Source organism: Actinoplanes sp. NPDC051388 (assembly GCF_055586225.1).
In genome coordinates this window covers 502,419-525,649 of record NZ_JBVJIP010000002.1, presented here as the reverse complement: position 1 = coordinate 525,649, position 23,231 = coordinate 502,419, and the positions used below count along the sequence as shown (strand labels likewise).

The 23,231-nt window shown below is 69.6% G+C and carries 25 protein-coding genes, 2 tRNA genes and 1 other RNA gene; 9 read left to right on the top strand and 19 right to left on the bottom strand.

Going from position 1 to position 23,231, the window contains the following annotated elements:
- Positions 1-190: 190 nt before the first annotated feature.
- Positions 191-3,541 (bottom strand): DNA polymerase III subunit gamma and tau, encoded by a 3,351-nt coding sequence (locus ACZ6TI_RS06725; RefSeq protein ID WP_465343997.1) that lies wholly within the window; start codon positions 3,539-3,541, stop codon positions 191-193.
- A gap of 106 nt (positions 3,542-3,647) precedes the next feature.
- Positions 3,648-3,744: signal recognition particle sRNA small type (ffs, locus tag ACZ6TI_RS06720), an RNA gene on the bottom strand.
- A gap of 82 nt (positions 3,745-3,826) precedes the next feature.
- Here ffs and ACZ6TI_RS06715 point away from each other — a divergent pair.
- Positions 3,827-3,914, top strand: a tRNA-Ser gene (locus tag ACZ6TI_RS06715).
- An 83-nt stretch (positions 3,915-3,997) separates the two neighbouring features.
- Here ACZ6TI_RS06715 and ACZ6TI_RS06710 read toward each other — a convergent pair.
- Both ACZ6TI_RS06710 and ACZ6TI_RS06705 read right to left on the bottom strand, forming a co-directional pair.
- Entirely contained in the window at positions 3,998-4,246 is a 249-nt protein-coding gene (locus ACZ6TI_RS06710) for a hypothetical protein (protein WP_465343996.1), read from the bottom strand.
- Positions 4,243-4,758: a hypothetical protein gene (locus ACZ6TI_RS06705; protein ID WP_465343995.1), complete on the bottom strand. Its 516-nt coding sequence runs from the start codon at positions 4,756-4,758 to the stop codon at positions 4,243-4,245. The genes ACZ6TI_RS06710 and ACZ6TI_RS06705 overlap by 4 nt, the downstream gene beginning before the upstream one ends.
- A 99-nt stretch (positions 4,759-4,857) precedes the next feature.
- Between ACZ6TI_RS06705 and ACZ6TI_RS06700 the strand changes: the two genes are divergently transcribed.
- Positions 4,858-5,106 (top strand): hypothetical protein, encoded by a 249-nt coding sequence (locus ACZ6TI_RS06700; protein WP_465343994.1) that lies wholly within the window; start codon positions 4,858-4,860, stop codon positions 5,104-5,106.
- Here ACZ6TI_RS06700 and ACZ6TI_RS06695 read toward each other — a convergent pair.
- Positions 5,085-5,759: a TetR/AcrR family transcriptional regulator gene (locus ACZ6TI_RS06695; protein WP_465343993.1), complete on the bottom strand. Its 675-nt coding sequence runs from the start codon at positions 5,757-5,759 to the stop codon at positions 5,085-5,087. The two genes, ACZ6TI_RS06700 and ACZ6TI_RS06695, sit on opposite strands and share 22 nt — an antisense overlap.
- A 25-nt stretch (positions 5,760-5,784) precedes the next feature.
- Here ACZ6TI_RS06695 and ACZ6TI_RS06690 point away from each other — a divergent pair, with 25 nt between their 5' ends.
- Positions 5,785-6,618 carry an alpha/beta fold hydrolase gene (locus ACZ6TI_RS06690; protein WP_465343992.1) on the top strand — a complete coding sequence of 278 codons (834 nt, stop codon included), beginning with the start codon at positions 5,785-5,787 and terminating at the stop codon, positions 6,616-6,618.
- Here the strand turns inward: ACZ6TI_RS06690 and ACZ6TI_RS06685 are convergent.
- The 7 genes from ACZ6TI_RS06685 to ACZ6TI_RS06655 form a co-directional block, all read right to left on the bottom strand.
- A complete protein-coding gene (locus ACZ6TI_RS06685; RefSeq protein ID WP_465343991.1) occupies positions 6,595-7,791 on the bottom strand; it encodes an MFS transporter in 1,197 nt (398 codons plus the stop codon). The genes ACZ6TI_RS06690 and ACZ6TI_RS06685 overlap by 24 nt on opposite strands.
- Complete coding sequence (locus ACZ6TI_RS06680; protein WP_465343990.1) at positions 7,788-8,363, bottom strand: helix-turn-helix domain-containing protein; 576 nt, start codon at positions 8,361-8,363, stop codon at positions 7,788-7,790. Before ACZ6TI_RS06680 ends, ACZ6TI_RS06685 begins: the two co-directional genes overlap by 4 nt.
- A gap of 39 nt (positions 8,364-8,402) precedes the next feature.
- Positions 8,403-8,744: an STAS domain-containing protein gene (locus ACZ6TI_RS06675; protein ID WP_465343989.1), complete on the bottom strand. Its 342-nt coding sequence runs from the start codon at positions 8,742-8,744 to the stop codon at positions 8,403-8,405.
- Positions 8,745-8,789: 45 nt separating this feature from the next.
- The gene (locus tag ACZ6TI_RS06670; RefSeq protein ID WP_465343988.1) at positions 8,790-9,329 is read right to left on the bottom strand and encodes a DUF6886 family protein; all 540 of its coding nucleotides are present in this window, start codon (positions 9,327-9,329) and stop codon (positions 8,790-8,792) included.
- A gap of 706 nt (positions 9,330-10,035) precedes the next feature.
- Complete coding sequence (locus ACZ6TI_RS06665; RefSeq protein ID WP_465343987.1) at positions 10,036-10,452, bottom strand: universal stress protein; 417 nt, start codon at positions 10,450-10,452, stop codon at positions 10,036-10,038.
- Positions 10,449-11,678 carry an SLC13 family permease gene (locus tag ACZ6TI_RS06660; protein WP_465343986.1) on the bottom strand — a complete coding sequence of 410 codons (1,230 nt, stop codon included), beginning with the start codon at positions 11,676-11,678 and terminating at the stop codon, positions 10,449-10,451. The genes ACZ6TI_RS06665 and ACZ6TI_RS06660 overlap by 4 nt, the downstream gene beginning before the upstream one ends.
- Before the next feature lie 18 nt (positions 11,679-11,696).
- Positions 11,697-12,164, bottom strand: coding sequence for a GNAT family N-acetyltransferase (locus ACZ6TI_RS06655; RefSeq protein WP_465343985.1), 468 nt, complete (start codon positions 12,162-12,164; stop codon positions 11,697-11,699).
- A gap of 329 nt (positions 12,165-12,493) precedes the next feature.
- On the opposite strand from ACZ6TI_RS06655, the gene ACZ6TI_RS06650 reads away from it, so the two are divergent.
- Positions 12,494-14,152, top strand: a complete 1,659-nt coding sequence (locus ACZ6TI_RS06650; RefSeq protein WP_465343984.1) for a DUF262 domain-containing protein — start codon at positions 12,494-12,496, stop codon at positions 14,150-14,152.
- Between the two features lie 44 nt (positions 14,153-14,196).
- On the opposite strand, the gene ACZ6TI_RS06645 is transcribed toward ACZ6TI_RS06650, so the two are convergent.
- A tRNA-Ser gene (locus tag ACZ6TI_RS06645) sits at positions 14,197-14,286 on the bottom strand.
- 100 nt (positions 14,287-14,386) lie between these two features.
- Here ACZ6TI_RS06645 and deoD point away from each other — a divergent pair.
- On the top strand, positions 14,387-15,109 hold the full coding sequence (deoD, locus tag ACZ6TI_RS06640) for a purine-nucleoside phosphorylase (protein ID WP_465343983.1): 723 nt from the start codon (positions 14,387-14,389) through the stop codon (positions 15,107-15,109).
- Here the strand turns inward: deoD and ACZ6TI_RS06635 are convergent.
- The 4 genes from ACZ6TI_RS06635 to ACZ6TI_RS06620 form a co-directional block, all read right to left on the bottom strand.
- Positions 15,087-15,503 (bottom strand): nucleoside deaminase, encoded by a 417-nt coding sequence (locus ACZ6TI_RS06635; protein ID WP_465344299.1) that lies wholly within the window; start codon positions 15,501-15,503, stop codon positions 15,087-15,089. The two genes, deoD and ACZ6TI_RS06635, sit on opposite strands and share 23 nt — an antisense overlap.
- Positions 15,504-15,529: 26 nt before the next feature.
- A complete protein-coding gene (locus ACZ6TI_RS06630) occupies positions 15,530-16,057 on the bottom strand; it encodes a tRNA adenosine deaminase-associated protein (RefSeq protein ID WP_465343982.1) in 528 nt (175 codons plus the stop codon).
- A gap of 84 nt (positions 16,058-16,141) precedes the next feature.
- Positions 16,142-16,312, bottom strand: a complete 171-nt coding sequence (locus ACZ6TI_RS06625) for a hypothetical protein (RefSeq protein WP_465343981.1) — start codon at positions 16,310-16,312, stop codon at positions 16,142-16,144.
- Between the two features lie 103 nt (positions 16,313-16,415).
- Positions 16,416-16,781, bottom strand: coding sequence for a hypothetical protein (locus tag ACZ6TI_RS06620; RefSeq protein ID WP_465343980.1), 366 nt, complete (start codon positions 16,779-16,781; stop codon positions 16,416-16,418).
- On the opposite strand from ACZ6TI_RS06620, the gene ACZ6TI_RS06615 reads away from it, so the two are divergent.
- Positions 16,771-17,604, top strand: coding sequence for a M23 family metallopeptidase (locus tag ACZ6TI_RS06615; protein ID WP_465343979.1), 834 nt, complete (start codon positions 16,771-16,773; stop codon positions 17,602-17,604). The genes ACZ6TI_RS06620 and ACZ6TI_RS06615 overlap by 11 nt on opposite strands.
- Positions 17,605-17,686: 82 nt before the next feature.
- On the opposite strand, the gene ACZ6TI_RS06610 is transcribed toward ACZ6TI_RS06615, so the two are convergent.
- Positions 17,687-18,841 (bottom strand): outer membrane protein assembly factor BamB family protein, encoded by a 1,155-nt coding sequence (locus tag ACZ6TI_RS06610; protein WP_465343978.1) that lies wholly within the window; start codon positions 18,839-18,841, stop codon positions 17,687-17,689.
- Positions 18,842-18,858: 17 nt separating this feature from the next.
- Here ACZ6TI_RS06610 and ACZ6TI_RS06605 point away from each other — a divergent pair, with 17 nt between their 5' ends.
- Positions 18,859-19,938, top strand: a complete 1,080-nt coding sequence (locus ACZ6TI_RS06605; protein ID WP_465343977.1) for a prephenate dehydrogenase — start codon at positions 18,859-18,861, stop codon at positions 19,936-19,938.
- Between the two features lie 33 nt (positions 19,939-19,971).
- Entirely contained in the window at positions 19,972-20,547 is a 576-nt protein-coding gene (locus ACZ6TI_RS06600; protein WP_465343976.1) for a DinB family protein, read from the top strand.
- A 616-nt stretch (positions 20,548-21,163) separates the two neighbouring features.
- Here the strand turns inward: ACZ6TI_RS06600 and mtnA are convergent.
- Positions 21,164-22,129, bottom strand: a complete 966-nt coding sequence (gene mtnA, locus ACZ6TI_RS06595; protein ID WP_465343975.1) for an S-methyl-5-thioribose-1-phosphate isomerase — start codon at positions 22,127-22,129, stop codon at positions 21,164-21,166.
- An 18-nt stretch (positions 22,130-22,147) separates the two neighbouring features.
- On the opposite strand from mtnA, the gene ACZ6TI_RS06590 reads away from it, so the two are divergent.
- The gene (locus tag ACZ6TI_RS06590; RefSeq protein ID WP_465343974.1) at positions 22,148-23,224 is read left to right on the top strand and encodes a PHP domain-containing protein; all 1,077 of its coding nucleotides are present in this window, start codon (positions 22,148-22,150) and stop codon (positions 23,222-23,224) included.
- Positions 23,225-23,231: the final 7 nt, after the last annotated feature.

Here is a 23,231-nt window from a genome sequence, read left to right as displayed (position 1 = left end):
CCGCGCCTCTGACCAAGCCCGCGCCTCTGACCAAGCCCGCGCCTCTGACCAAGCCCGCGCCTCTGACCAAGCCCGCGCCTCTGACCAAGCCCGCGCCTCTGACCAAGCCCGCGCTTCCGACCAAGCCCGCGCCCTGACCAAGCCCGCGCTTCCGACCAAGCCCGCGTCCTGACCGGGGCCCGCGTTTTGATCAGGCTTGGGTTTCGCTGATCTTCTCGGCGCCGAAAGCGTCCCGCAGCAACTGCATGGCTTGCTGCTCGCTGCTCTGCCGCGCGGTCTTCTCGTCGACAACTTCGTCGAGTGGTTCGTCGCCCGGGTCGAAGCCGTCGTAGGCCGCCTTGGCCTGCGGGGCGGGCTTGCCCGACGGCGGCCCATCGAACTCCGGGTCGTAGGGCGCCTCCTCGGGAGGCGAACCGTCCGACCACGCCTTGGCCGGCGCACCGGCCGGAGCGGCGGCTTTGGGCGCTGCCTGGCGTGCGGCACCCGCCGCAGCGGCCGCGCGTGCAGCGGCCAGGCCACGGCTGGCGGCCGGGCGCGCCTCGGCGACCGGACGTTCCTGGGCGGCTGAACGCTCCTGGGCGACCGGACGCTCCTGGGCGACCCGACGCGACTCGGCGGGCGGGCGCACCTCGGCGGGCGGGCGCACCTCGGCGGGCGGCGGCGGTGCCGGAGCCCGATCCGGCGTCGGTGGGGCCGGGACCGGGGCCGCGTTGTTCTGCGCGGCCGCGCCGCCAGGCTGAGCCGGCTGCGCTTTTCCGTCCGTGGTGGTCTCCGTTGCGGTCCCTGCTGAGCGCTCCGACCCCGTGCTGACCGGGTTGCCGCTCGGCGTCGACCCACCCGAACCGATGGAATCGGCGGCGCCGCCCCCGGGGCGAGCAGGCTCCGGCCAGTCGTCGTCGTCCGCATCGGCGGCCTGGGGCACTGCGGCGGTCGCTGAGCCGCCGGGGCGGGCCGGCTCAGGCCAATCGTCGCCGTCGTCCGAGACCGTCGAGGCCGGACGCGGCGCCGCCGCCTCGCGCTGCCGGGCCGGCGCGCCGGATGCAGTGGCCGCGGAGCCCCGCGGAGCCGCGTTCTGCGGAGACGGGCCACCACGCGGCGCGGCCGGGCCGTTGGAGCCGGCCTGAGTTGCCGGGCCAGGCGAAGCCGAACCGCCATGCGAAGCCGGGCCGCCCTGAGGTGCCGGGCCGCCATGCGAAACCGGGCCGCCGTGCGAAACCGGACCGCCGTGCGAAACCGGACCGCCGTGCGAAACCGGACCGTTCTGGGCCGCTGGGCCGCCTTGCGCAGGTGCTGGGCGGCGGGCCGGGGCTGCGGCGGCAGGCATTGAGCCGCCGGCCTCGCCGGCCACCTCGCACCGGACCGCCCACCGGCCGCCGAGCGCCTCGTAGAGCGCGTCCACGAGCAGTTGTGGCTGTTCACTGACCATCTTGGCGTGCGCCGGGAAGCGGAAGGTCAGCACCACGGTCTGCCCGTCCAGGTCACGCACGGTGGCCCCGGAGGCGAGCGCGGCGACCTTCTTGCTCTGCCGCCCGACGGCGGTGATGATCTCCGGCCAGACCTCACGCACCGCTGCGGCGGTCAGCTGTCCGGGCGCGGCCGAGACCGGCTCCACGCCATCATCCGGGGCATCGGGCAGGATCGCCCCGGGGTCCGGGCGCCTTGGCGTTTCAGCAGCCTGGGCCGGCACCGGACGCGATGGCGCCGGCTCGTAGTCATCCATCGGCGGCTCGTCCGGCCAGCCTTCGTCGTCGGGCTCGACCAGACCCACGGCCGGAGGAGATGCGGGCGCCCTTGCCGCGGCGCGGTCCTCCAACGCCTGCTCGTCCGGACCGGATCCGCCGGCCGCAGCGACACCGCTTCTCGACACCGGGGTTGTCCCCCGACCGGCAGCCGGTGCATTGCGGCCCGCGGCCTGGGCAGTGCCTGGTCCGGCAGAGGGCCGTGCCTCGACCTGAGCGCCGTCACCGGCTCGAGCCGCCGGTCGTCCCGCTGAGAGCTGCGCCTCGACCCGAGCGCCGTCACCGGCCCGAGCCGGTCGTCCCGCAATCTCAGCGTCGCCTGGGTCAACTCCACCAGCCACGGCCAGCTCCCCAGCATCGTCTGGGCCGTCACCGGCGTCCCGCTGCTCCATGGCCGCAGGCCGGTCAGCGCCCGCGCCGCCGGCCTGCGGCCCATTGGCACCCGGGCCGGCGGCGGCCGCGCCGCGCGGCGCCGCCATCCCCCCGGCCGGTGCACGTCGCCCCGCCGCGGCGGCCGCGGCCCGAGCTGCGGAGATCCCACCGCCGCCGCCTGCCACCGGGGCGTCATCGGCGGACGCCGGGGCCGATGCTGGGCGGGTGGCGACGGGAGTGCCCTCCTGGCGTACGTCGGAAAAATCGCTCAGCGTGAGCCGCCGCTCCATGCGCTCCAGACGCTGCAGCAGCGCGCCGGTGGAATCTTCCGCGCCGGGCAGCAGCATGCGTGCGGTGATCAGCTCGAGGAGCAGCCGCGGCGCGGTCGTGCCGCGCATCTCGACCAGGCCGTTGTGCACGATGTCGGCGCAGCGGGACAGCATCGCCGGGCCGAGCCGGGTGGCCTGCGCGCCCATCGCCTCGAGCTGGTCGGCCGGGCCGTCGATCAGGCCCTTGGTCACCGCGTCCGGCACCTGCTGCAGGACGATCAGGTCGCGGAAGCGCTCGAGCAGGTCGGAGGCGAACCGGCGCGGGTCGTGGCCGGCCTCGGCCACGCGGTCGATGGTCTGGTAGGCCGCCGCGCCGTCCTCGGCGGCGAGCGCGTCGCACATCTCGTCGATCAGCGCGACGTCCGTGACGCCGAGCAGCGCCACCGCTCGCGGATAACTCACCCCTTCGGGTCCGGCGCCGGCGATGAGCTGGTCGAGCACACTGAGCGAGTCGCGCGCGCTGCCGCCGCCCGCCTTGACCACCAGCGGGAGCACGGCCGGCTCGACGTGCACGCCCTCGGCCTCGGTGAGCTGCTGCAGATAGGGCCGCAGCACCGCGGGCGGGATCAGCCGGAACGGGTAGTGGTGGGTGCGCGAGCGGATGGTGCCGAGCACTTTCTCCGGCTCGGTGGTCGCGAAGATGAACTTCACGTAGTCGGGCGGCTCCTCGACCAGCTTGAGCAGGGCGTTGAAGCCGGCCGACGAGACCATGTGCGCCTCGTCGATGACATAAATCTTGAAGCGACTGCTGGCCGGCGCGAAGAACGCCTTTTCGCGCAGCTCACGGGCGTCGTCGACACCACCGTGGCTGGCCGCGTCGATCTCGATGACGTCGATCGACCCGGTGCCGTCGGTGGCCAGTGACCGGCAGGAGGCGCAGACCCCACACGGGTCGGGGGTGGGGCCCCGCTCGCAGTTCAGCGACCGGGCCAGGATGCGCGCGCTGGACGTCTTGCCGCACCCGCGCGGCCCGGAGAACAGGTATGCGTGATGCAGCCGCCCACTCCGCAGCGCCTGGGACAGCGGCTCGGTGACGTGCTCCTGCCCGATGACCTCGGCGAAGGTCCGCGGACGGTACTTGCGGTAGAGCGCGAGTGCCACGCCTGCTCCCCTCAACGAACACGGTCTCGACGACCGCGCCATTCTCCGTCGAGGGTGTGACAGAAACAAACGACGGTCCGCTCACGGGTGGGCGACGGCCCCGGACATGAAGGACCCCCCGTGCACCCGCCAGAGCTCGCTTATCCTTGCTGCCTTCCGGCCCTGGGGAGGTTCACGAGATGCACGCCGCACGAGGGGCTGTGTCGAAGCGTACCCAACCGGCACCCGCCGCGCCGCAGCCCTCCCGCGAAACCGGACCCGCGCGGGGTCTGTATCCTGTCGGACGGAGGATTCGCCTAGTGGCCTAGGGCGCACGCTTGGAAAGCGTGTTGGGTTAACACCCTCACGAGTTCGAATCTCGTATCCTCCGCCACGCTGATTGATCAGCGAAACGTCGAAGGCCGGACCGTAGGGTCCGGCCTTCCTTTGTTCAGCAAGCGCCTGGGTTGGTGAGGCTCAGTGCTCACCAAGTTCGGCGATCCCAGCGCGCGCCATCTGGCCAGCGGTTTTGAAGTAACGACCGTGGGTGCGGCGGAGGGCCTCGGCTGACTCGGCGCCAAGAATGACCACCTCGATGTCCGCAGTGGCAGCCTTGGATCTCTCCGCCTTGAAACGGGCCCTCAGCGCCGTTGCGCGGTCAGCGAACTCCTCTTGGTGCAGCACCTCACCGCGCGCTCGGTCGAAGACGACGAGATAGTGCCTCATCCGAAACCCGCCTCTCCTTCCACCTGCTCCGCAATCTCAGTCAGCCGCGCACGCAACGCTTGATCGATCTCAGCATCCTGAGCCAGATAATCGAGATACCGCGAGCGTACCTTCCGAAGCTCTTGAGGAGTCTCCTCCTCCGAGGCATCAAGATTGACACCTCGGTCACGCACGTAGGCGGCAACATCTAGAGCGGTATCGGATGCCTGCATGTCTTCGTACTTCGCCAGCAAGCTGCTGATGCTCATCATGTCGGCGACGGACTTGCTCCGTTGCGCGAACACCTCAGGATCGGCCTCATCGGCGCTTGGTGCCCCTCCGTAGCGAATCTGACGTCCCCAAACATCGCCCAGGCGTTCGAAGATCTGAGCCCAGAGGTCCTGCCAGTCGGTACGCACCTGGATCTCGGCTGGAACGTTGTCGACCTTCAGGACGACGTGAACGGCCCGGTAGCCGGCTCTCGGGTCGGCGCGTCGATCGACGATCGTCTTGCTGATCGGCAGGCCCGGCACCGATTGACCGTATCGGACGGACCGGCCGCGGGACCGGCCGCCACCAAAGCGACGGGCCGGTCCGTCGGCGGGTCTGAGGGTCGCTCTAGGGTGGGTGCCGTGACTGATATGGACATCAAGATCGAGGACGAGGTTGTCGCCGAGCCGGCGCCTGAGCTGATCGCCACGCACTACCTGGCGGGCATCGACGAGGTCGTCGAGCACATGCGGGCCGCCGACCAGCTTGGGCTCGGCGTCCGGGTCACCTCCTATCTGGTGGCCGAAGAGGACGGCGCCGGGTTTGCCAGCCGGTGGGAGCTCGAGCTGCTGACCTCGTCCCCGGTGCATCAGGAGGACGAGGCCGAGTAGGGGGCCACCAGCCGCACCGCGGCGGCCACCGCCGCCCGCGGCGCGTCCCGCCAATCCGCCGCGACCGGCCGCAACGACGTCGACCGCGGATAGCGCTCGGCCAGGTCGGGGATCTGCCGCTGGATCTCCGCGGACCGCTCCAGCCAGGCGGCCGTCCCGGCGGCGTCCATGCGCCGATAGGCCGCGTCGGTCTGCGCCGCGGCTCGCACCGTCGCATAGAGCATCGTCACCACGGAAGCGTCGGAGACGAAGCCGAGCAGGGACTCCAGCCAGTCCTGCTCGTTCGGCCCCTGGCTGGCCTGCGACCACGGCAGCTCGGTCAGCCACGGGTGCGCCAGGTAGACGTCGTAGAGCGCGAACGCCCAGTTCGAAAGAGAGGCAGGCGCGGCCTCAAAAGAAACTGCCTGGTCCTGCATCAGGGCCAGCAGCTGTTCCTTCGTGCCCACATAGGGGTACAGCGCCATGGCGGTCTTGCCGAACTGACCGGCCACCGCGCGAGTCGACACCGCCGCGAGCCCGCCCGAGTCGGCGAGTGCGATGGCCGCGGTCAGGATCGCGTCCAGATCCAACTGCTGCGGGGGGCCGCGCCGCGGGGTCGGCAGGGTCGTGCCGCGATGCCGCCACAACCGGCGGATGTGCAGGTCTTCTTCCATAGTCTATACAGTGTATAGTGTTGCCATGGACATCACCACGTTGGGCATCACCACTCTGGGCGACGGGCCCGCGATCCTGCTGCCGGTGAACACGGCCGTCCTCGAGGGCGAGGCGGCCGAGCGGATGCGCGCCTGGGGCGCCGATCCCGGTTTCGGCCACACCCTCGCCACCGCCCTCGCGGACGCCGGCTTCCAGGTCGTCGCCGCCGACTATGAGGGACACCTCGCCGCCCATCCCAAACCCGACACGCTGACCGCCGACCAGGTCGCCGCCGACCTCCTCGCGCTGGCCGACGCGGCCGGCGTCGACCGCTTCGCTTATTACGGCTATTCCTGGCTTGCGCTGGCCGGCCTGCAACTCGCCATCCGCACCGACCGCCTGACCGGCCTGGCCATGGGCGGCTTCCCGCCGCTCGGCGGCCCCTACGCGGCGATGCTCGAGGTGACGAACACGGCCCACCGGATGGCGCGGGAAAACCAGGGCAAGACGCCTCAGGAGCCGGTCCCCGGCGATTGGGACACCGTCGACGTCACCCTCGACCCCGACCAGACCAAGCAGTACGTGACGCTCTACGAGTCGCTGCGGGACTTCGACGAGCGGGCGGCCGTGCAGAAGATCGAGAAGCTGCCGACGCTGGCCTTCGCCGGCTCCGACGACAACATCACCTATGGCGCGAGCTGGGGCAACACCCGCGTCCCGATCGCCGACGGCCTCCGCGAGCACCGCGCCGAGCTGGAGAGCCGGGGCTGGCGGGTGGAGCTGATCCCGGACACCGACCACATGACCGCCATGCAGTCGGGTGCCGTCGTCGACCTGCTGGTCGACTGGATGAGATCAAGCGGCGAGCTCGAGATCTGACAGCGCGGGGATCGGCGACGGCAGCAGCCACAGCACCGCCAGCGCCCCACCCACCGCCGCGACCAGCAGCGTCGGCCGCATCCCGAGCCAGGTCCCGAGAAATCCACCGGCCACCGCACCGAGCGGGCGAGCGCCATAGTTCACGGTGCCGAACACCCCGGCCACCCGGCTGCGTTTGTCGTCGTCGATCACCGCGGTCATCACCGAGTTCAGGTTGATGTCCAACAGCATCACGCCAAACCCGGACAGCGCCTCGGCCAGCAACAACACGGTGAAACTGGCCCACTGCGGCCCACCGGCGAACGCGATCGCCGCGGTTGGCGCCGGGAAGAGCACGGCTCCGGCGACGACCATCCGGCCCACCCCGTACCGATGGGAGAGACGCGGGGCCACGACGGCGCCGAGCAGGCCACCGACGGCGCCGATGCCGAAGGCGAGGCCGATCAGGCCGGCCGAGAGACCGAGGGTGCGGCTGGCGAAGAGGATCACCAACGCCTGGCCGACGAAGCCGAAGAAGTTCACCGTGGTGACACAGGCGAGAGCCGCCCGCAGATAGGGGTGGTGGCGCACATAGGTCAGCGCGGCGAGCGGGCTCGACGACTCGGCCGGCACCGACGGCTCGACCTTGATCCGGCCGATGAACAATGCTGAGGCCAGGAAGGAGATCGCGTCCACCAGCATCGCGACCGGCGCCGTGAGGATCTGGACGAGGAAGCCGCCGAGCGCCGGACCGGCCACGAACGACGCCGATCGACTCGTGCTCAGCTTGCTGTTGGCCGCCACGTATTGATCACGATCAACCAGAGCGACGAAAAACGACGGGTACGAGGCGGAGAACAGCACCTGCCCCGCACCCGCGAGCAACGCCACCACGAAGAGCTGCGCCAGCGTCACCACCCCGACCCAGTGCGCCACCGGCAGGCTGAGCAGCACGACCGCCCGCAGCACGTCGGCGATGATCAGCAGCCGGCGGCGGTGCGCCTGCCCGTCGACCCACGATCCGACCAGGATCGAGAGCAGGTTCGGCGCCCAGACCGCGGCGGTGAGCAGGCCGACCTCGGTCGGTCCGGCGGCGAGCGTGGTGACCGCGATCAGCGGCAGGGCGAGCTCGGAGATCCGGTCGCCGAACTGGGAGACGGTCTGGCCGGCCCAGAGCTTGTTGAATCCGTTCATCGGTCGTCGCCACCGAACGGCAGGTATTGGCGCAGGATGCGGACCTCGCGGGCGCCCTCCGGAGGCGTCGGCCGGTGGAGATAGGGCGCCAGCAGTTCGTCGATCTGGTCGGCGAGCCGTTCCAATTCCTCGGGGGTCAGCGGCACCCGGGTGTTGGAGAGCCCGGACACCCGGAGCCATTCCGGCGGAAGTGTCGGTCGCGTGGTGGAGATCCACTCGTCGGCCTGCCGCCGCGCCACCGCATAGATCTCGTCGGCGAGCAGCTCGGCCGCCGGGTCCTCGCTGGATTCGAAGCGGAAACCGCGGGCCATCGCCTTCCACCACCGCTGCCGCTTGTCGCCCGGCACTTCGGCCGGGTCGGCGTCGGTGACCAGCCCGAAGCCCGCCAGGTGTCGCAGGTGCCAGCTGACCACGGAGGGTGACGCGTCCACGATCGGCGCCAGCATGGTCGCCGTCGCGGGGCTGTTGCGGTGCAGGTGGGACAGGATCGCGAGGCGCACCGGATGGGCCAGGGCACGCATCGCCTGCGGGTCGGTGATCGGCAGGTCGCCCAGCGGATTTGTGAGAGACATGTTTCGAAAGTAGTCTCTCACATATCTGAAAGCAACCTCTCAGGCTTTCGCGGCCTCGATCGCCTGGTCGACATCCGGGAAGATGGCGAAGTAGCGAGACAGTCCGACCGTCTCCATCAGGTTCAGCAGGAACGGGTTCGCGCCGGCGAAGCTCAGCCAGCCGCCGCGCGACGCGATCACCTGCTTGCTCACGATGAAGGCGCTCAGCCCCACCGAGTCGCAGAACTTGAGGTCCGACAGATCCACGACGATCTTCGGAATCGGCCGGTCGAGCAGGGCGGCCATGGTGTTGTGCAGCTTCGCGGCGGTGTCGGCGTCGAGCTCCCCGGAGAGCCGAAGCACGGCGACGTCGGAACGGTCATCGGAAATCGTGGCGTGCATGGAATCGCTTTCGATCCGGTTTGGGTGTGATTCCAGGCTAGAACGTTACAAACGGACGTCGCCGGACATGCGGTCCGTTCTGCCGCGCGCATTGCGCAGGCGAATCCCGCTGAACCGCATGGTGCTCGCCACCACGGCGTCGAAGAACGACCACACATTGTCGAGTACGCGTAACTGAATACCCGCCGCCGCATGCACGGCGAACAGATCTCCGACCTCCTCCGGCGGCCCCAGCGGCTCGACCGTGGACGTGCAGACCATGGCGTGCGGATATGGCTCGCCCAGCGGCTGGAACTGCGCGGCGTCGAAGCGGTAGGCGTAGAGCCGGACGGTGCGGATGCGCTCCAGCCACGCGTACTCCACCGCGTGCACGCGCCGGCCGCCGCCCGGTCCGGCGATCCGCTCGAGATCGGCCGTCGTCGTCTCCGGTCCTGGCCAGGCCATCGCCCGCGGGCAGTCTCTGGGAAACCAGTAGGACGGCGCGTTCTCCGCATCCACCGCCCACACGTAGGTGCTCTGCGGCGCGAAGACGCGCAGAGAAGGGTCTTCGGAGAAATGCAGGACCTGACCGGCAGCGGGGCGCATCTGGAATGTCTAAAGCAATCGGGCCGGACTCCGCAAAGGGAATCCGGCCCGATCAACGAATGCGGCCAAGCCGTGGTGGTCAGCGAATCGGCTCAGCCCGGCTCCTGGCGCCTAGAGCTTGCGCCACTGCCAGCGTGGACCACGCCACGCGTCCGCCAGGATCATGGCCGAAGCCTTTCCTGGACACTGCTGCACCTTGGATTTGCCCTGAGGGCCACCCATCTGGGCTTCCACTTCCCAGCTGTTTCCGTCGGTACGGACGTAGACGTCCCGACGTGCAAGCCGGACGTCACCATTCCACCAGTGATGCTCAACTCTCACGCCCCCAAGCCTAGGCTAGATATCGACGGATCTGCCTGATGCGAGTTGTGAAACTTTCTCACCGTGCGGGCAGCTCACCTCGTCCGATCCGGCGGATTTGGGCCACCCAACTTGCCCCGACCCCTATGTCTTAGGGCGGTCCCCAGATGGCTACGGAAGGTAGTTTCCGCAGGTCCTGGGCGAGCGACAGGATGCATCCGTGACGACGGAACGGCAGCGTCACGTCTAGGACACTTGAGCAGGCAGTTTGATCATGCTGTGTGAAGCCTGAGAACCACTCGTGCGGGTGGGGCCGCGTGATGCTTTTTTTCACAATGCGTGAGGTGAGACGTTCACCACCTCGTGGCGTAACTCAGCGCAGCGTGTTCGGGCGGTCACTGGTAGCTCAATTCGGCCAGACCAGCAGGACAGCGCACGGTGCGTGGTCGACGACGAAGCGCGGCGCGTGCCCCACGCTGCGCGGCCCCGGCCGGCCCCGATCGCCGTCCCGGGCCACCACCAGCACGTCCGTGTCGGCGGCGGCGTGCGTCACCTCGTGCTCCGGGCGGCCCCACCGCATGATCCGCTGCGCCGGTCGCCCGAGCCGGCGACCGGCCGCGTCCAGCACCTCGTTGCCCGCGTCGGCGAGCATCTGCCCGGGGGGCGGCGGACTGTTCCGCCCGAGCAACCCGACCGGCCCGCTCATCGCGGCCACCGTGTCGACGTCCACCACATAGAGCAGCGTGACCTCGCCGTCGAGCGTGCGGGCCGCATCGACGCACGCCTCCCAGGTGCCGTCGGCCAGCCACAAGAGGATCCTCACGAAGCAGACATTCGCAGACTCAGCCACAGGGCCGCCACCCCCACGACCAGGCAGGCCGGCACGGTGATCGCGCCGAGCCGCAGAAACTCGCCGATCGCCGCCGGCTGGCCGCGGCGGTGCAGGATCTGCCGCCAGAGCAGGGCGGCCAGCGACCCGACGAAGGTCAGGTTGGGCCCGATGTTGGCGCCCAGCAGCACGGCCAGCACCAGGCCCGGACTGTGCGCGGTCAGCGGCAACAGCATCAAGGTGGCCGGCAGATTGTTCAGCAGGTTCGCCAGCACCGCCGCCAGGCCGGCCATCGCCAGCAGCTGGACCAGCCCGGATCCGTGCGGCGCGAGGCGGTCGACCAGCCGCCCGAAACCACCCCGGCTCACCGCCACCACGACGATCCCCAGCCCGAAGACGAACAGGCAGAACCACGGATTGGCGGCGCCGAGAGCGGACTTCCAGGTCAACCCCTTCATGGGTACGGCCAGCACGATCGCGCCCAGCGCCGCGACCCAGGCCGGGTGGACGCCGAGGGGCGCCGCCACCACGAAACCGGCGAGCGTGGCGCCCAGCACGATCAGCGCGTAGCGCGGCGCCTCGACCTCCGGCGGCGGCTGGAGCGGGCGTGAGACGCGCAGGTCGTCGGCGAAGAACCAGCGCAGGATCACGTATTCGACCGCGACCACGGCCACCCAGGGCAGCGCCATGAGGCCGGCGAAGTGCACGAACGACAGGCCCGCGACACTCATCGCGAGCAGGTTGGTGAGGTTGGAGACGGGCAGCAGGAGGGAGGCTGAGTTTGCCAGGTGGCTGCAGGCGTACACGTGCGGTTTGGGTCTGATCCGGAGGGCCCCGGCGGTGGCGAAGACGACGGGCGTGAGCAGGACGACCGTCGCGTCCAGGCTGAGCGCGGCGGTGACCACGGCGGCGATCACGAAGACGATGCCGAGCAGGCGTTGCGGCGAGCCGTGGGACCGGCGGGCGGCGAGCGAACCGGCGTACCTGAAGACGCCGGCCCGATCGGCGAGGTGGGCGAGCAGCAGCACGGCGGCGAGGAATCCGACGGTCGGCCCGAGGCTGCGCAGTTCCCGCCCGGCGTCGGCCCACGGCACCAGCCCGGCGAGCACGGCGATCAGCGCGGCCGGCACCGCCGCGACGGCTTCCGGAAGCCCGCGCGGCCGCACCACGGCGAACCCCAGCACCCCGGCGAGCAGCAACAACGAGACCAGGGTGCCCACGTCGCCGAACGCTAGCGGCTAACCGGCCACGGCGCCCATGACGTGATCATCACCATCCTCCCCGGTGCGCACGAAGCCCAGCCGCGCATAGAGCCGCTCGGCGTCCGGGTTCCGTTTGCTGACGTGCAGCTCGACCGGTAATCCCGCCGCCCGGCCCTCCCGCAGCACCCCGGCGACGACCGAACCACCGATCCCGCGCCGCTGAAAGGCGGGGAAGATCTGGATCCCGGCGATGAAGATCCGCTCGGCGGTCCGCACCAGCCGGAGCCGCCCGACCCGCTCACCGTCGAGCTCGACGACATGGACGGTGCTGTCCGGGATCCGCTCGGAGATCTGCGCGATCGAGACGTCGAGCGCGCCCGCCATCCAGCCGGCCCGCTCGGACTCGGGAAAGTCCGGGTGCTCCTGAGAGTGATCGACAAACATGGCCGCGGTCAGAAACTCCGCGTCCCCCATCACTCCGACCCGGACCGTGACTTCGCCCATGCCCTACCGAATCACTCCTGGGCCTCGTAGACCAGGTTGAACGGAGCCTCGGCGACCAGCTGGAAGGTGCCGATGCCGGCCGCCCGGGACCGCGACCTCGATTGGAGCCTCGCCGGCCTGATTGCCCAGCGCGGCGCCGGCGGTTAGCCACGCGGCCAGCCCGTCCTAGGCCAGCACGCGGGCAGGCAGAACGACCGAACGCTACGTCCGTCAACCGCCACCCGATCCGGCCAATGCTCAGGTTCTTGAACTAAGTGGACGGTCGGCTATTCACGAATATGCGATGACCAGCTAGTATCCGCGCCCAAGCGATATTTTGGGGGTTATGGATGACCAAAAGGCTGGATAGCGCGATGCTCCCGTTAGGGCGGCTCTTCTCGCAGGACTTCTTCTTCCGCATTCCCGAATATCAGCGCCCCTTCATGTGGGACCAAGAAGATTTCACGAATCTAATTGATGATCTTGCTGGCACAAATTGGGACGAGCCCTATTTCCTAGGGACGCTGGTTCTCCACAAGCAGCATGGATCAGAATATGACGTGGTTGATGGGCAGCAGCGATTGACAGCGCTGTGCATTCTGACTGCGTGCGTCCGAGATGCACTTCAGAACCGAGGCGAAGTAAAGCTGGCGCACGAGCTACACGCGAAGATTTTCCAGCCGGAGAACACACTTGAAGCGATCCCCGCGAAAAACCGTCTGCAAGTTCGCGACCAAGCCGTCTTCAATTCCATGCTCGGCACTCCAGGCGGCGCCGCAGAGCCGATTTCCGACTTCGACTCGAGCAAGCCCGCTGGAAAGCGATACGAGCTAGCACGGAAGACTTTCTGGGACGAGCTCACGAAGATGAGCGACGAGAAGCTGAAGAGCTTCGCGATATTCGTCAACAAGAACTGCACTTTGATTTACCTTGCGACCGACTCGTTCGAGGATGCGTTCCAGCTCTTCACCGTGGTGAACGACCGAGGCAAGCAGCTCCGCCGCATCGATGTGCTCAAGGCCTACAATCTCGACCCTATACGAATCCCAAACGCGGATGCTCGCGCGAAGTACGCGCATGAGTGGGAGGACATGGAAGTCCAGCTCGGCGAGTCGCGCTTCGAGGACATGTTCAACCTGCTGCGGCTGATCTACATCAAAGGAAAGCCGGTTGCGAACCTACATAGCGAGTTCGTCGACCGCATCCTCGGCCAACCCGGCCAGCCGAAACCGGGTATTGAGTTCATGGACCAACTCACCAGGTACGTCGACCTGTACGACCATCTGTTTGTCGATCGGGACTATCTCGACTGGGGCGAAGGGCAACATGTCGAATACCGGACGTTGATGGCTGCGATGGTGGAGCATTTTCCGGCTTCCGAGTGGAAGGCATGCCTTCTGCTTTTTGCGAGCAGGTTCGGAAGGGAGAACTTCTATCCGTTCACGTTGGCCCTCGAGAAGGTCTATCTCGACCAATGGGTCCAGGCGGTCCGAAAAGATGAGCGATATGGCAGCTACACCAGCATCCTGCGCGATATTGAGAACGCGGAAACCAGCGCCGAGGTGATCGAGGCCACGACCGTTGACACCGGCAAGATCAAAGAAGCGTGTCAAGCGTCGAACTTCTACGGTGCCGGCCATGCCAAGTACCTGCTGGTGCGAGCCGAGATTGTCACCAGTGAGCTGGATCATGCGCACCACTTCCAGGCTCGCTCGATCGAACATGTGATGCCGCAGAATCCCAAGCCAGGAGGCCAGTGGGACATCACATTCAGCCAAGAGGAACATGGCGAGCTGGTCAACACGGCCGGAAATCTGGTCCTGCTCAGCAAAGGCAAGAACTCGGCGGCGGGCCGACGCGAGTTCGCGGAGAAGAAGACCACCTACCTGGAGACGCGGGTGTCTGACTTTCCTCGCAGCATGCAAGTCCTGAAGTACGCCGCGTGGACACCCGAAGTCATCCGTCAGCGCACCGCCGACTTCGCCGACCATGCCTTGGGCAACCCATAACAGCAAACGGGTGGCCGGACTTCGAGAGTCCAGCCACCCGTTGGTGGCGGTGGTGAAGGGATTTGAACCCTTGGAGGGCTTGCACCCTCACACGCTTTCGAGGCGTGCTCCTTAGGCCGCTCGGACACACCACCGCGAAGTAGATTACCCGACGCCCGGATCGGCCCGCCGCCGGGTTGCCGGGGCCCGCGGCCTGGCAGGATCGGGGTGTCGGATCTAGGGAAGGGGCACGGGATGAGCGTGCACATCGGCGCCCAGCCGGGCGACATCGCCGAGCGGGTGCTGCTGCCCGGTGACCCCATGCGGGCCAAGTGGATCGCCGAGACGTTCCTCGACGATCCCAAGTGCTACACCGAGGTGCGCGGCATGCTCGGCTTCACCGGCACCTGGCAGGGCGTGCCGGTCTCGGTGCAGGGGTCCGGCATGGGCATGCCGTCGGCCTCGATCTACACCCACGAGCTGATCAACGAGTACGGCGTGCAGTCGCTGATCCGGATCGGCTCGTGCGGCGCGCTGGCGATGGACCTCGACCTGGGCGACGTGATCGCGGCGATCGGGTCGGCCACCGACTCGAATATGAACCGGGTCCGGTTCGACGGGCTGATCGACTATGCCCCGGTCGCCGACTTCGGGCTGCTGCGCACGTCCGTCGAGGTGGCCGAGCGGCGCGGTGTCGCGATGCGGGTCGGGCCGATCCTGGCCGCCGACGCGTTCTACACCGACCGCCCGGACCTGTACGACTCGCTGGCCGACTACGGCGTGCTGGCGGTCGAGATGGAGTCCGCGGCGATCTACACCATCGCCGCGCGATACAAGGCCAAGGCCTTGACCATCCTGACCGTCAGCGACCACATCAAGCGCGGTGAGGCGATGGAGTCGGCCCAGCGGGAGAAGGGCTTCAGCGCGATGGTGCAGATCGGCCTGGACACCGCGATCAGCGGAAGTAGCCCCGGATGAGCGCCGCGCACTCCTCGGCCAGCACCCCGGAGTAGACGTCCGGCCGGTGGTTCTGCCGCCGGTCCCGCACCACGTCCCAGAGCGAGCCGACCGCGCCGGTCTTCGGTTCCCACGCGCCGAAGACCAGCGTCGACACCCGGGCCAGCACCAGCGCGCCGGCGCACATCGTGCACGGCTCGAGCGTCACCACCAGCGTGCAGCCGTCCAGCCGCCAGCTTCCGGCCAGCAGAGCGGCCCGCCGCAGCACCAGGATCTCGGCGTGCGCGGTCGGGTCGCCGGTGGCCTCGCGTTCGTTGCCGGCCGCCGCGAGCTCGTTGCCCTCGGCGTCGAACACCACCGCCCCCACCGGCACGTCCTCCGGAAACGAGGACGCCACCTCGAGGGCACGGCGCATCCACTCCTCGTGGAGCGGCCGGGTGATCACGCCTCGCGCAGCTCTTCCAGCTCGTCGGCGCAACCCAGGCGCTGAGCGATCTCGGCGGTGATGTCGGCGGGCAGCATGCCTTCGAGCGCGCACAGCGTGAGCAGCCGATGCGCGGTGACCCCGAGGTCGGCCAGGATCTCCGCGTCGCCGATCGGGTCGGCATCGGGATCGGCCGGTTGCTCGTCCTCGCCGTCCCCGTCGCTCTCCTGGGCGGCGGAGGCCTCCAGGTCGTCAATCTCCAGCACCGGCGCCTCGATGTCGCCGAGCAGCAGCGCGCCGGTGCGCGACTCGTCGGCGAACACCGAGTCCGACCCGAAGATGCGCAGGTCATCGCCCTCGTCCAGGCGCAGGATCACCAGGTATTGATCGTCGGCCTCGACGAAGAGCAGGGACACTTCCGCGTCCGGCTCGGCGTCGGCCAGCCGGTCCGCCACTTCGTCGATGTCGGCGAGCCCGGTCAGCTCGAGCTCGGATGCCGTCCAACCGTTCTTGCCCCGTGCGACGGCGGCAGCGAATGTCGACACGATTCCCCCCACGCGGATGTTCTCAGCGACTGACGGTAGCCGCTGAGCGGGCATGCGCGCCGCGCCACGCCACGAAGGAGTGGCTCAGGAGACGACGCGGCGCCTGCGGTTGGCGATCAGCTCACGGAGTCGGGCGCCGCGCAGCCGCTCGGGCTGGGTCAGCTGCCGGGCGGCCTTCGCATCGGCGAGGGCCGCCAGAAGTTCGAGTCGTCGGCGGCGCCGGTCGGGGTCAAGCCGCTGTGGGGAAGAGGCCATGTCGCTGAGGCTGCCGAGCCTGCGAGAGTTCGTCAAGGCCGAGTGCGCTGCGCCACCACGACCACACCAAACGTCAATGAAAAAGGTCACCAGACCTGGACATTCACCACAGCGGCCAGTCGAGGGTCGTGATCCACCGGTACGTGACGAAGCCCATCGCCACGGACAGCCCGAGCCCCGAGACGATCGCCACCCCGACCGCCACCCCGCGGTCCCCGAGCAGTGACAGCACCAGGGCGACGACCCACGCGCTGACCGCCGCTACCACCGTCCACCAGGCATAGCTCATCAGGTTTTGGCCGATGAAGCCGAACAGCGCCAGCCAGATCGCCGCCGCGCCCATCCCGCACAGCAGCGGCGCCGCGCCGATCGGGTGCGGTTCGCGATAGACCGGCCGCGGCGGCAGCCCGGGAGGCAGCGGCATCACCGCATAACCGGGTCGCGGCCAGGGCCCGCGCATGTCCGCCATGCCGGCAAGCCTAGCCGCGCACAGCCGGGCAGCGGTGCTGGACGACTTCTGCCAGGATGGCGCGGTGCTTCGAGTCCGCATCCCCGCCGCAGCGACGGCCCTCACCGTCCTGGCGTTCTCCCTGACCGGCTGCGGCGGTTCTCCGCCCAGCGAGCCGGTCTCGGCCGACACGCCCCAGTTCATGGAGCCCAGTTCGGCCGGGCCGGCGGAGTCGGTGCTGCCCAGCGGGTCGCCGTCCGGATCACCCTCGGCGTCGCCGAGCGCCAGCGCCAAGCCGAAGCCCAAGAAGTCGACGCCGGCGCCGCCGAAGACCGACGTGAACTACGTGTTCCCGGTCAAGTCGTCAAACGTGGCCTACCACCCGACGCACGGCAAATACCCGGCCACGGACATTTTCGCCGACTGCGGTGAGCCGGTGGTGGCCACGACCGACGGCGTGATCCTCGAGATCAGCACCAAGGACACCTATGTGAAGGGTGAGCCCGACGGTCCCGCCAACGGCGGCCTCTCGGTGTCCCTGCTGGGCGACGACGGCGTCCGTTACTACGGCTCGCACCTCACCAAGGTCCAGAGCGGGATCAAGGCCGGCGTACGCGTGAAGGGCGGCCAGCGCCTCGGCGACGTGGGCCGCACCGGAAACGCCAACAACGTCTGCCACCTGCACTTCGGCATCTCGCCGCCGTGCGCGAAGACCGGCGACTGGAAGACCCGCCGCGGCGTGATCTGGCCGGCCACCTTCCTCGACTCGTGGCGCAGTGGCGGCGACAAGAGCCCGGTCGCCAAGGTGCAGGCCTGGCAGCGCGCCAACAACTGCAAGCCGTAACCGGGCACAAGGGAGGGTCGCACCCCCCGCCCGAAAGGGTGCGACCCGTGAAGAAAGCCCTTGGTGTGACTGACTGACCGAGTTAACTGAACTGGGCGACCCGCTTCACCGACTTGCCGTTGATGGTGGTGAAGGCGCCGCCCGCCGCGATGCCGCCGAAGCTCGAGTTGGTGGCCAGCGTGAGCACCCCCTCGATCCCGTTGCCGTTCGCGGTCCAGGACTGCAGGCTGCCGTCCGACGGCGACAGCGCGGCCAGCTTGATCCGCACGTCCGAGCCGTCCAGGCAGACGCCCTGGTCGCCGGTCCGCGCGGTCTTGCACGCCTTGTCGAAGTGGCCGCCGACATAGACCGTGTCGCCGTAGGAGGCGATCGCCTGGGCGTCGCCGTCGAAGGTCGCCGTCCACTTGAGCTCGCCGGCCATGGTGTAGGCGTTGGCCTTGCCGCCCTGACCGCCGTTGGCCGTGTAGATCCGGTCACCGTCCACCGCGATCGAATATGCGATCACCGGCGCCTTCGGCTTGAACCCGGTGACGATCGCACCGCTGGACGGATCGAGCGCGGCCAGCCGGTCGTACCCGGAGGTGCTGTTGACCTTGTGGAATTTGCCACCGACGTAGATCCGGCTGCTGGTCGCGGTGAGCGCCTCGACCTGATCGTCGACGGTCGGCTTCCAGGTGGTGTCGAGGGCGCCGCTGCCCAGGCTGAACGCCGCCAGCCGGCTGCGCGTCTGCCCGTCCACCGCGGTGATCGCGCCGCCGACGTAGAGCTTTCCGGAGCCCGCCGCCAGCGCATAGGGCTTGCCGCTGACGCTGTGCTTGAAGGCGGCCGAGACCGCGCCGGTGCCCGCGTCCAGGCGCACCAGGCTGTCCCGGGTCTGGCCGTTCACCTTGGCGAAGTCCCCGCCGGCATAGATCGCCGATCCGCTCACGGCCAGCGCCTTGACCCGGCCGTCCGCGGCCGGCGCCCAGCTGAGCAACTCTCCGGTGCGGGCGTCCACCGCGGCCAGCCGGTTGCGGGTCACGGTCTTGCCCTTGGCCACGACCGACGTGAAGTCCCCGCCGACGTAGAGGGTGTCGCCCGAGTACGCCACCGCCAGCACGGTCCCGTTGAAGCCGGGCAGCACGTCCGGCGTGGACGAGAAGACCGCCTGAGCGGGCGCGGCGGTTCCGGCGATGAGTGCCGCCACCACGCCCGCGCCGACGATGCCCCGATTGAGAGATTTGCCCCTGTAAGTCACGAGGCAACCGTAACGTGATGCATCTTGCCTATCTAGTGACGAAACGGCCTAAATGTGACAGCGATTCCGGTGGATCACCACCTGGCTGTAAGGATGATCAAAGTGCGTGTGCGAGAGTCAGCCGCGTGAAGGTCGCGGTGCTCGGACTCGGGCTGATCGGTGGCTCTCTGCTGCAGGCCCTGGCCGAGGCGGGACACCGCGTGGTGGGCTTCGACCGCGACCCGGCGACGCGCGGAACAGCGCGCACCGCGGCCGCGCGGGCCCGGTCCGGCGCCCGCTGGCAGGTGGCCGGCACGCAACGGGACGCGATCGCCGACGCCGAACTGGTCGTGCTGGCCGTGCCCGCCCCCGCGCTGCCCGCCGTGATCGCCGGCCTCGGCGACTTCCCGGGCCTGGTCACCGACGTGACGTCGATCAAGGGCCCGGTGCGGGCGCAGGCCGGCGGGCTGCGCTACGTCGGCGGGCACCCGATGGCCGGCAAGGAGACGTCCGGCTTCAAGGCCGCCGATCCGGCGCTGTTCCAGGACTGCGCGTGGGTGCTCTGCCTCGAGCCGGAGACCGAGACCGCGGACTGGCTGCTGCTGGCCGAGCTGATCACCGAACTGGGGGCGCGGGTGGTGCCTGCCACAGCGGCCGAGCACGATCGCGCGGTGGCCGCCGTCAGTCACGTACCCCATCTGCTGGCCGCGGCCCTGACCAGCGTGATCGCCGACGATCCGTTCGCCGCCGCCCTGGCCGCGGGGTCCTTCCGCGACGGCACGCGGGTGGCCGCGACCCGGCCCGAACTGATCGCGGCCATGTGCGGCGGCAATGCGGCCGCCGTCGGAGACTCCCTGGACGAGGTGCTCAAGACCTTGGAGGCGCTGGGCACGGCGTTGCGGGCGCCCGATCCGGTGGCCGCCCTGCGCCCGCTGCTCGCCCCCACCAGCGCCATCCGGGCCGCCTGGCCGCCGATCCCCGGCGACGAGACCGAGCTGCCGGCCCGCCGTGACGTCCTGCTGCGGCTGGGCCTGGTCGGCGGCTGGGTCACCGGCGTCGACCGAAACCGCCGAAAGGTCATCGCGATGCGGCCGGAAACTGACCGCAATAGCTCCTAGCGTTATGGGCATCCCGCGATTGAAGGAGAAACGATGCCCGGTCAGACCCGCCCGGTCCAGGACGAGCGCGACGGCCTGCTGGCCTTCCTCGAGCAGTGCCGCTACCGCCTGAAGCTCACCGGCTACGGCCTCACACCGTCGCAGCTGGCGGCCGCGCCGAGCGCCAGCGAGCACAGCGTCGGCGGCCTGATCAAGCACACCGCCTACACCGAGTCGGGCTGGATCGACACCGTGCTGCAGCGGCCCGCGACCTACCCGCAGGCGCACCCCTACGACCAGCACTTCGACGTGTCCGAGGGCGAGACCTATGAGGACATCGTGAAGTTCTACGACCAGGTGGCCGCGGAAACCGAACGGGTGATCGCCGAGATCCCCGACCTGGGCCGGCTCGTGCCGATCGACAAGAGCGTGCCGTGGAACCCGCAGGAATATGACAACTGGTCGGTGCGCTGGGTGCTGGCCCACCTGATCGAGGAGACCGCCCAGCACACCGGCCACGCCGACATCATCCGCGAAACGGTCGACGGCGCCACGCACTACAGCCTGCTCGCCGCCGCCGAAGGCTGGCCGGAGTCCGACTTCATCAAGCCCTGGAAACCGGCTTCCTGAAAATCAAGATCAGGTCGTAGCGGGGTGGTGGGTGACGGACCGTCGCTCCCGCCGGGGCGGCTCCGGGCGGCTGCACGCTCCGCTCCGCAGCCGTCCTCACCGCGACGTCCGAAGTCGGCGCGCCCCCACGCTGCGCTGGCAAACCCCGCGCCGCGCGGGGTTTTGCAGGTGCGGATCGCGTTGAACGGCAGGCCGCGCCGACCACTGCAGGTGCGGATCGCGTTGAACGCCAGGCCGCACCGGCCGATCCGGGTGCGGTGCGGGATCGTGCCGAACGGCACACCCGGGCCAGACCGCCGGCCGCGCCAGTCGATGCGGATGCAAGTCCCGCTGGACCGCGGATCGCCCTGGACGGCAGGCCGCGCCGGTCGGAGCCGGTGCGGGGCCGCGCTACACGGCAGGCCGCATCAGACCGCAGGCCGCGTTGGACGATGCGGGTGCGGATCGTGCCGGACGGCACACCCTGCCGGATCGCCACCCGCGCCGGCAATGCGAGCGGGGGGTCGCGCTGGATGGTGAGTCGCGCTTGGCGGCGGGTCGCGCTTGGCGGCGGGTCGCGCTTGGCGGCGGGTCGCGCTTGGCGGCGGGTCGCCGATGCCGCGTTGTTCGCGGGCGGTCATCGTCGCTCGGTCAAGGGTTCGCCGTTGGGGCGGATGATGCGGCGGTCCGTCACGATGGCCGTGATCAGGTCGTGTGGGGTGACGTCGAAGGCCGGGTTGGCGGCCGGGTAGCCGGTCGTCACCTCGGCGTCCGCGCGGTCCTCGATCTCGACCGCGGCACCGGTCGGTGTGTCCATGTCGATCGTGGACTCCGGGGCGACTACCAGGAACGGGAGGCCGGCGCGCTGGGCGCCCAGGGCGTGCGCGTAGGTGCCGATCTTGTTGATCGTGTCGCCGTTCGCGCAGATGCGGTCGGCGCCCACCACCACCGCGTCCACCTCGCCGCGGGCCATCAGGAACGGCCCGGCGCCGTCCACCGCCACCCGGAACGTGACGCCGGCCCGGGAGAGTTCCCATGCGGTCAGCCGGGCGCCCTGCAGCAGCGGCCGGGTTTCGCTGGCGATCACGTCCCGCAGGTCACCGCGCCGGTGCAGTTCGAGCACCACGCCGAGGCCGGTGCCGCCGGTCACCGCGGCCAGCGCGCCGGTGTTGCAATGGGTCAGGATCCGCGGTCGCGGCCCGCACAACTCGCTGATCAGGTCGGCGCCTCGGGTGGCCATCGCCGCGGAGGCCGCGATCTCCTCGTCGCGCACCTCCAAAGCCGCTTTCAACACAGCGGCCGGGCCGTCCGGGAGATGCGCGGCGGCGCGTTGGGCGCCGCGGGCCAGGTTCACGGCGGTGGGGCGGGCGCTTGCTATGTCGCGTACCGCTGACTGAAGTTGATCTTGATGGTGGAGCAGGGCCGCCAGCGCCACGCCGAGCGCGCCGGCCACACCCAGCGCGGGCGCGCCGCGCACCGCCAGCGACCGGATCGCGGCGATCAGATCGGGGACCGTGGTGAGCCGCAGGGTGCGCTCGACGCCGGGCAACGCCGTCTGATCGATGATCTCGATGGCGCCGTCCACCCAGTCGATCGTTCGCATGCCTCCTATTCTGCAGGGATGACCGCCCGAGACCCCGTCGCCGATCTGCGCCGCATCGCGTTCCTGCTGGAGCGCGCCAACGAGGCGACCTACCGTGTGCGCGCCTTCCGATCGGCGGCAGCGACCGTGGCCGCGCTCTCCCGCGACGAGCTGGCCGAGCGCGTCGAGCAGGGCACGCTGTCCAAGCTCAAGGGTGTCGGCGACGTGACCGCGCTGGCCGTGGCGGAGTCGCTGCGCGGCGAAGTGCCGGCCTATCTGCGCCGGATGGAGGCGACCGAGGGCACCGACCTGCAGGGTGCCGCGGCCAAGCTGCGCACGGCCCTGCGCGGCGACTGCCACCTGCACTCGGACTGGTCCGACGGCGGCTCGCCGATCGAGGAGATGGCGCTGGCGGCGGTCGAGCTCGGGCACGAGTACATGGTGCTCACCGACCACTCGCCGCGGCTGACCGTGGCCCGCGGCCTGACCCCGGCCCGGCTGCGCCAGCAGCTGAGCCTGGTGGCCAAGCTCAACGACGCGCTGCCGGACGGCTTCCGGATCCTCACCGGCATCGAGGTGGACATCAACGAGGACGGCACCCTCGACCAGGAGGACGAGCTGCTGGAACGACTGGACGTGGTGGTCGGCTCGGTGCACAGCAAGCTGCGTGACGAGGCGCCCCGGATGACCCGGCGGATGCTGCGTGCGATCGAGAACCCGCACCTGGACATCCTCGGCCACATGACCGGCCGCAAGGTGTCCGCGGCGACGGTCGGCGTCAAGGGCGAGGGCGATCGCGGGCACCGCCGCGGCAGCACCCGCCCGCCCAGCGACTTCGACCTGGCCAAGGTGCTGGCCGCGGCGGCCGACCACGGCAAGGCCATCGAGATCAACTCGCGGCCGGACCGGCTGGACCCGCCCAAGCGGATGCTCACCGCGGCGGTCGAGGCCGGCTGCTTGTTCAGCATCGACACCGACGCGCACGCTCCCGGGCAGCTGGACTGGCTGCGGTTCGGCTGCGAACGCGCGGCGATGTGCGGCGTGCCGGTCGAGCGGGTGGTCAACACCTGGCCCACCGAGCGCCTGCTGGAGTGGACGAATACCCACAAGCGCTGATGTCCGG